A 6,000-nucleotide genomic window follows, 5' to 3' on the forward strand; every position below is an offset into this window, starting at 1 on the left:
GTTTCATTTAATGTTCATTAATAACTACTGCATAAGTTTTAATCTAGTAATCATTCATCGGTTTGCAATAAAACTTGGCTAGGTTAAGCCAAAGATACCGAAAAACTATTGAAAGAACACAATCCAATTGCAACTGTTATGAAACGTAAGTTCGTGTTTACCTCCTTTTTGGCTTTATTAGTCATTATCTCTACCTCTGCATTGGTTACACAAGCGAACTATTTGCTTCGTGATAAATCTCCTTTTGCTGAAGCGGCGGCGGAGATAAAAATCAATGGCACACTGGCATATCTTTGGTTTGATGAAATCATGTCGGGCGACACGGCACAGTCAATCCAAGAGGTATGGTATTACCTTGAAATTGCCGATTGGCACGTTGTTGCGTTGCTTGAAGGTGGCGAAAGCATCATGGGAAGTTACTTGGCTGTCGAGGATGAGGAGATACGCAGCCAATTGATTTCTCTTCGTGAGCTATTAGCTGAATTTAAGGCCAATGTTGAGACTCACTATCAACATGTTCAGTCGGATCGTATCAGCAACGTGAACTCTGTACGCAGGGATGAGCAGTTTCTAGAGTTTGCGAGTAAGGCCGATGAAATACAGCGTGTGATTAAGGCCAGCTATGAATCTGGTATTGAGACTTACACCCGCACCAGTATTGCTTTGATCATCGCTGTGATTATCATTGCTGCATACTCAATCCGTATTCAGCACAAATATGAACAAAACAGAGATACCTTGCTGCAGTCTTTAACTGACGCCAACAACGCTATCGAAGAGAAAAACGCTTTACTGCATAACCGTGCTTACTTTGACCCTTTAACCAATCTACCAAATCGAACGCTTTTCCTTGATCGGCTCAATCAATCGATCCTCAATGCCGAGCGATCTAAAAAGTCTTTTGCATTATTGTTTATCGACCTTGACCATTTTAAGGATGTGAATGACCAATACGGTCATGAGATTGGCGATCAGTTATTAAAAGGGGTTGCTAAGCGCATGAACCATTGTATTCGTGTGACTGACCTTTCTGCTCGTTTTAGTGGTGATGAGTTTGTGGTTGTTCTAGGGCATTTAAATGATGTTAGCTCGGCTATCAGTGTGGCTAATCGTATTGCTTCAAACCTGATTGAGTCGCTGTCCAGTCATTTCCAGTTAGACAGTCATAGCGTTCAGATTTCAGCCAGCATTGGTGTCTCTATCTACCCAGAAGACAGCAGCACTCAAGACACCTTGATTCGATATGCGGACAACGCGATGTACCATGCGAAGTCTATGGGCAAAAACAACTTCCAGTTCTATTCCAAAGAGCTTAACCGTATCGCGCTGTCACAAAAAGAAACCGAAAATGCCCTTGACGTGGCGATTGAGCAAGATCAGCTGGAGCTGCACTATTTACCCAAGTGGAACTTAAGCAACGAAGAAATTGAAGGTGTCGAGGCGCTTGTGCGCTGGAGGCATCCGCACAAAGGCTTGCTATACCCGAATGATTTTATTCCGGTGGCAGAATCGACAGGACAAATTCGCTTACTTGATTTGTTGGTTACCCAAAAAGCCCTCGAGCAACAGACGAAGTGGCTTGAGCAGGGTATCGATTTCGGAGTGATGGGCATTAACATCTCGGCTCGCAGCCTAAAACACCCTGAGTTTTACGACGCACTCAAAGGCACTATATTATCTTCGCGTGTACCGACCGAAAAGATAGAAATTGAGATCACTGAAACGGTAATGGTTGAGAATGTAGAAGTGGCGCAGAGATTGTTTGCTGAGCTTAAGTCACTTGGCGTTCGCATTGCTCTGGATGACTTTGGGACAGGTTTTTCCTCTCTCTCATATCTTAAAGATTTCGAGTTCGAAACGCTCAAAATTGATCGCAGCTTTGTTATGAACTATTCAACCAGTAACAAATCCTTGGTGCTCTTAAAGAACATAGTCCAGCTTGGCAATGAATTGGGGGTATCCGTTGTAGCAGAAGGAGTTGAGACCGCTCAGCAACAGTCGGATCTTTACCAGATGGGGTGTTTAACCGGGCAAGGTTATTACCTGACGAAGCCTATGCCAGCTCAGCAGCTAGTCTCTAAACTGATCGAACGCAAATCCGATGATAATGTGTTTGAGCTAGAGCGCCGCGCTTAAGCTAATTCTTTAGACAAAAAAATGCACCTCACTAAGAGGTGCAAAACTAGAATGGAGTTTAACATGGACTGTAAACAGCGCGTCACTTGATTCACAACCCACGTTAATGCTAACGTGCTCAGATGTCGCTTTGATGAAACAACAGAAATTACTCCACTTCAACGTTGTTTTGTTGAACGAGTTGGATCAAGTCGAATTTAGATTGTGTGCCTTTGACCACATCTAACATGGTCTGGGCAATTCTTTCATCACCGCCAAAGGCTTTCATGACGCTGTTTTTTATTTTATAGGCAGAGTAGCCTTCACTGAGCATCCAGCTTATCCAAAAATATTCGGGGCTATCAGAATCCAGTAGCGTTTTATCACTGAGTGTAAAGCGAACCATCGACCAGCATCCTTGCATTGGAATTGACCTCAGAATGGTAACAGTTTATGCAATAGTTCTGTAACAAAATGTTTTGCACTGGCTTGCATTTTCGGATGAAACAGGATGCATTTGATAATGAAAGTGCTGGCGCTGTAATTCGCCGATAACAAAAAGTAACTCGCTAAAATAGTGTGACAAGGAACAGAGCCCTAAGCTGGATCTATCTCATCGGCCAGTCGTTGGTATTTTCCCAGAAGTGATTCACGACGCAATTCGAGGATTTCATCGATCAGCTTCTCTTTCGCCGTCATTCCAAAGTGCTGTGCGTAGTTATTGATTTTAGTGACATCACTTTTGCATAAGCGGTAGATATTATCCTTTATTAACTCTTGGGCTTCCTTCTTTATCAGTCCTTGTTTCTGCATTAGTTGAATGATCTGTTGATCTTTTTCAAGTGCTTTCCGTTTCATAGGTTCTATTCGGTGCTGCGAAGGATAACGCGGGGTACTTTAGCGACAGGATGTGACAGTTTTATTGCTGTAGGTTTGATTTAATTGACAATCATTTGGCGGAGAATTGGTTGCTCATGGTGCAAAACGATGTAGTATTTTTCGCCCATCTCGTAACCAACAACGCTGTGGTTTTGCGGGGTCATAAACAACAGGTTGTCTGCGCGATGCAAGCCAATCAGGTTAACCACTTGGACAAAACCAAGTCTCGGCAATTTACGACCAAGTATGGCATCGAGTGAGATAACACCTCCAAATGGCTTAAACAGTTTGGTTCCATTGGGTTGAACAGTACAGACATGATCAAAGTTTGGGTACGAGCGAAGGTAGCTAGGTAGTTGAAAAATACACTTCCGCTTGGCTTTATCTTCTAACGTAACATAGCTGTTGGTCTGCAAATAAGTGTCCCTATTTAACCATGATGACTCTAACGATAAATCCATCTTATGACATCCGTGTGACAGGTATTCAGACTGATGAAATCAGAATGAGTGAGCTATCTAAACGGCTTACATCGCGTTGAGCTTTGCAAGCTCATCCTTGAGGTCTTGATCATTGAGATCCGCTTGTTGAAGTATGCCGCTCATCGCAATGATTCTTCGCTGCAGGGATTCATAGAGTAGATCACAATGGGCGGAAAGTTGCTGTTCGTCGCCTTGCTGGGGAAAAGCGTCAGCCTGCCAGTGAACTCTAATCCCCCCAGATAACCACAAAGGCGTCGGTTCATTGTGTAAAGAATCACAAAGGGTAATCACTATGTCTGGCAGAAATGCCGTCCTTTCTTCCCAAGAATGCGCGTAATTGTGTGGAACCGGGAGACTTTTGTTTTGCAGAAAGTGTTTAACCACAGGGTTGATAGAACCGGTTGGGTGAGAGCCGCCACTCGCGACGGCAAACTGTGAAGGCAAATACTGTTTGGCCAACGACTCGGCGATAACACTGCGTCCTGCGTTATGTCTACATATAAATAGTATCTTCTGATTCATCGACGTTTCCTTTAAATACTAATGCAGAGTTTCAACCGAATTGACCCTGAAGGTATCCTCTGGTCAGTTCATGCTCCGGTTGAGTGAAAATCTGTTCAGTTGGATTGACTTCAACCAATTTGCCCAAATGAAAGTAGGCTGTTCGCTGAGAAACACGTCTGGCTTGTTGCATTGAATGGGTCACAATGGCAATCGAAAAATTTTCTCTCAGTTCATGTATCAGTTTTTCAATATGGGCGGTCGCAATTGGGTCTAAAGCTGAGCATGGTTCATCCATTAAAATGACTTCAGGGCTGATCGAAATCGCTCTGGCAATACATAATCGCTGTTGTTGCCCACCAGATAGTCCGGTTGCGGGTGAGTCTAGTCTCGAACACACCTCATTCCACAGCCCGGCCTTTCTGAGCGAGCTTTCGACAATATGATCAAGCTCCAACTTGGATTCAACCAGACCGTGGAGTTTGGGCCCGTAACAGATGTTTTCATAGATTGATTTGGGAAAAGGGTTAGGTTTTTGAAACACCATCCCGACCCGAGCACGCAGCTCTTCAGGCTCCAAGAAAAAGACATCTTGGCCGTCGAGGGTCATATCACCGATAACCTGACAATGTGGTATGGAGTCGTTCATGCGATTTAAGCAGCGTAAGAAGGTCGATTTACCACAACCTGACGGGCCAACTAACGCAAGAACCTCATTGCGGCCTAGGTCTAAATTCACATCAAATAAAGCCTGAACGCCAGAGTAATAAACACTAAGATCTTTGGTCGTCATGCTCGCGTTTTGCGATTGATAGACCCCTAGGCTTGAGCGATTGTGTTGCGACTGGAGTCTCTCATCTGGCGCTGTCTTTTTTATCTCTGAGGTAAAGGGCCCCAATGTATTCACGTCTCTCATCACCATCTCCTTTCTAACTTTCGCCTCAGATATAACGCGATGCCATTCATCAGAAACAAAAAGAACAGCAGTACCATGATGGCCGCTGACGTTAACTCTGCGAACCCGCGTTCTGGGTTTTCAGACCAGAGAAAAATTTGCACAGGCAGAGCGGTGGCAGCGTCGAGAAATCCTTGGGGTATGTCGACGATGAACGCCACCATACCTATCATTAATAGCGGCGCTGTTTCACCGAGCGCTTGCGCCATACCGATGATTGAGCCGGTTAACATTCCAGGCAGGGCAAGCGGTACCACATGGTGGAAAACCACTTGAGTGTTAGAGGCTCCCATTGCCATAGCACCGTCTCGTATCGACGGGGGGACCGACTTTAAAGACGCTCGACTGGAAATGATGATTGTCGGCAATGTCATCAGAGTAAGCACTAAGCCACCAACCAAAGGAGTAGAGCGCGGTAAACCTAAAACATTCAGGAAAATGGCTAAACCGAGCAGGCCAAAAACGATCGAAGGAACGGCAGCCAGATTGTTAATGTTGATCTCTATAATGTCTGTCACCTTGTTCTTTGGGGCAAACTCTTCAAGATAAATCGCCGCCCCAACGCCGATGGGGAAACTCAGTAGTAACGCGGTGATAATGGTGAAGGCAGATCCCATAAATGCACCGGCGATACCCGCAACTTCAGGGTTTCGACTATCGCCATTGCTAAAGAAGAACTTGTTAAAGCTGGTTCTGATTCGCTGTTGTTGAGCGAGTTTCCTGATCCAGGATTGCTCTAAATCAGAGAGGTTCGAATTATTCTGATTCTTATAGAATTGGTTCACCGCATCGCCAGCGGGTAACCAAATTGTGATGCGGCCAGATGAGGAGGCCTGCTGCTCAATGGCGGATTGCAGGATGTATTCAGATTCCGGCGACAGTAGCTGATACAACTTGCGTCGCTCTGAGCGACTCTCAACCGAACTAAAATCTGCCTTAAGTCTGTCTCTAATGAGTTTGGTGGGGGAGTCAGACTGCGTCTTATCATTGATCACATAGCTCATCTTGATCTCGGTGATTGTGAAAGCCCCAAGACCTGCTGTGACGATGGCGACAAACAGGATGGCG

7 protein-coding genes are annotated in these 6,000 nt (G+C 44.9%); 1 reads left to right on the forward strand and 6 read right to left on the reverse strand.

What is annotated here, in order from left to right; genetic code table 11:
* The first annotated feature begins 138 nt into the window (after positions 1-138).
* Entirely contained in the window at positions 139-2,136 is a 1,998-nt protein-coding gene (locus tag AC6R16_RS03770) for a putative bifunctional diguanylate cyclase/phosphodiesterase (RefSeq protein WP_500642026.1), read from the forward strand.
* A 148-nt stretch (positions 2,137-2,284) separates the two neighbouring features.
* Here the strand turns inward: AC6R16_RS03770 and AC6R16_RS03775 are convergent, their stop codons facing one another.
* The 6 genes from AC6R16_RS03775 to pstA all read right to left on the reverse strand — a co-directional run.
* On the reverse strand, positions 2,285-2,521 hold the full coding sequence (locus tag AC6R16_RS03775) for a hypothetical protein (RefSeq protein ID WP_500642027.1): 237 nt from the start codon (positions 2,519-2,521) through the stop codon (positions 2,285-2,287).
* A 191-nt stretch (positions 2,522-2,712) separates the two neighbouring features.
* Positions 2,713-2,973, reverse strand: a complete 261-nt coding sequence (locus AC6R16_RS03780; protein WP_500642028.1) for a hypothetical protein — start codon at positions 2,971-2,973, stop codon at positions 2,713-2,715.
* A gap of 80 nt (positions 2,974-3,053) precedes the next feature.
* Positions 3,054-3,455, reverse strand: a complete 402-nt coding sequence (locus tag AC6R16_RS03785; RefSeq protein WP_172848857.1) for a hypothetical protein — start codon at positions 3,453-3,455, stop codon at positions 3,054-3,056.
* Positions 3,456-3,521: 66 nt separating this feature from the next.
* The gene (locus AC6R16_RS03790; protein ID WP_172848856.1) at positions 3,522-3,998 is read right to left on the reverse strand and encodes an arsenate reductase/protein-tyrosine-phosphatase family protein; all 477 of its coding nucleotides are present in this window, start codon (positions 3,996-3,998) and stop codon (positions 3,522-3,524) included.
* Between the two features lie 31 nt (positions 3,999-4,029).
* Positions 4,030-4,770, reverse strand: coding sequence for a phosphate ABC transporter ATP-binding protein PstB (gene pstB / locus AC6R16_RS03795; RefSeq protein ID WP_500673658.1), 741 nt, complete (start codon positions 4,768-4,770; stop codon positions 4,030-4,032).
* Positions 4,771-4,892: 122 nt separating this feature from the next.
* A partial coding sequence (gene pstA, locus AC6R16_RS03800) for a phosphate ABC transporter permease PstA (protein ID WP_500673653.1) occupies positions 4,893-6,000 on the reverse strand: 1,108 nt, incomplete at its 5' end.

The organism is Vibrio sp. R10-SG3-ISO10, from assembly GCF_059834185.1.

What these genes read in the sequence shown, in the direction of transcription:
- AC6R16_RS03785 (WP_172848857.1), bottom strand. Translation starts at nt 3,455, where the DNA reads ATGGATTTATCGTTAGAGTCATCATGGTTAAATAGGGACACTTATTTG.
- pstB (WP_500673658.1), bottom strand. Translation starts at nt 4,770, where the DNA reads ATGACGACCAAAGATCTTAGTGTTTATTACTCTGGCGTTCAGGCTTTA.
- AC6R16_RS03790 (WP_172848856.1), bottom strand. Translation starts at nt 3,998, where the DNA reads ATGAATCAGAAGATACTATTTATATGTAGACATAACGCAGGACGCAGT.
- AC6R16_RS03780 (WP_500642028.1), bottom strand. Translation starts at nt 2,973, where the DNA reads ATGAAACGGAAAGCACTTGAAAAAGATCAACAGATCATTCAACTAATG.
- AC6R16_RS03770 (WP_500642026.1), top strand. Translation starts at nt 139, where the DNA reads ATGAAACGTAAGTTCGTGTTTACCTCCTTTTTGGCTTTATTAGTCATT.
- AC6R16_RS03775 (WP_500642027.1), bottom strand. Translation starts at nt 2,521, where the DNA reads ATGGTTCGCTTTACACTCAGTGATAAAACGCTACTGGATTCTGATAGC.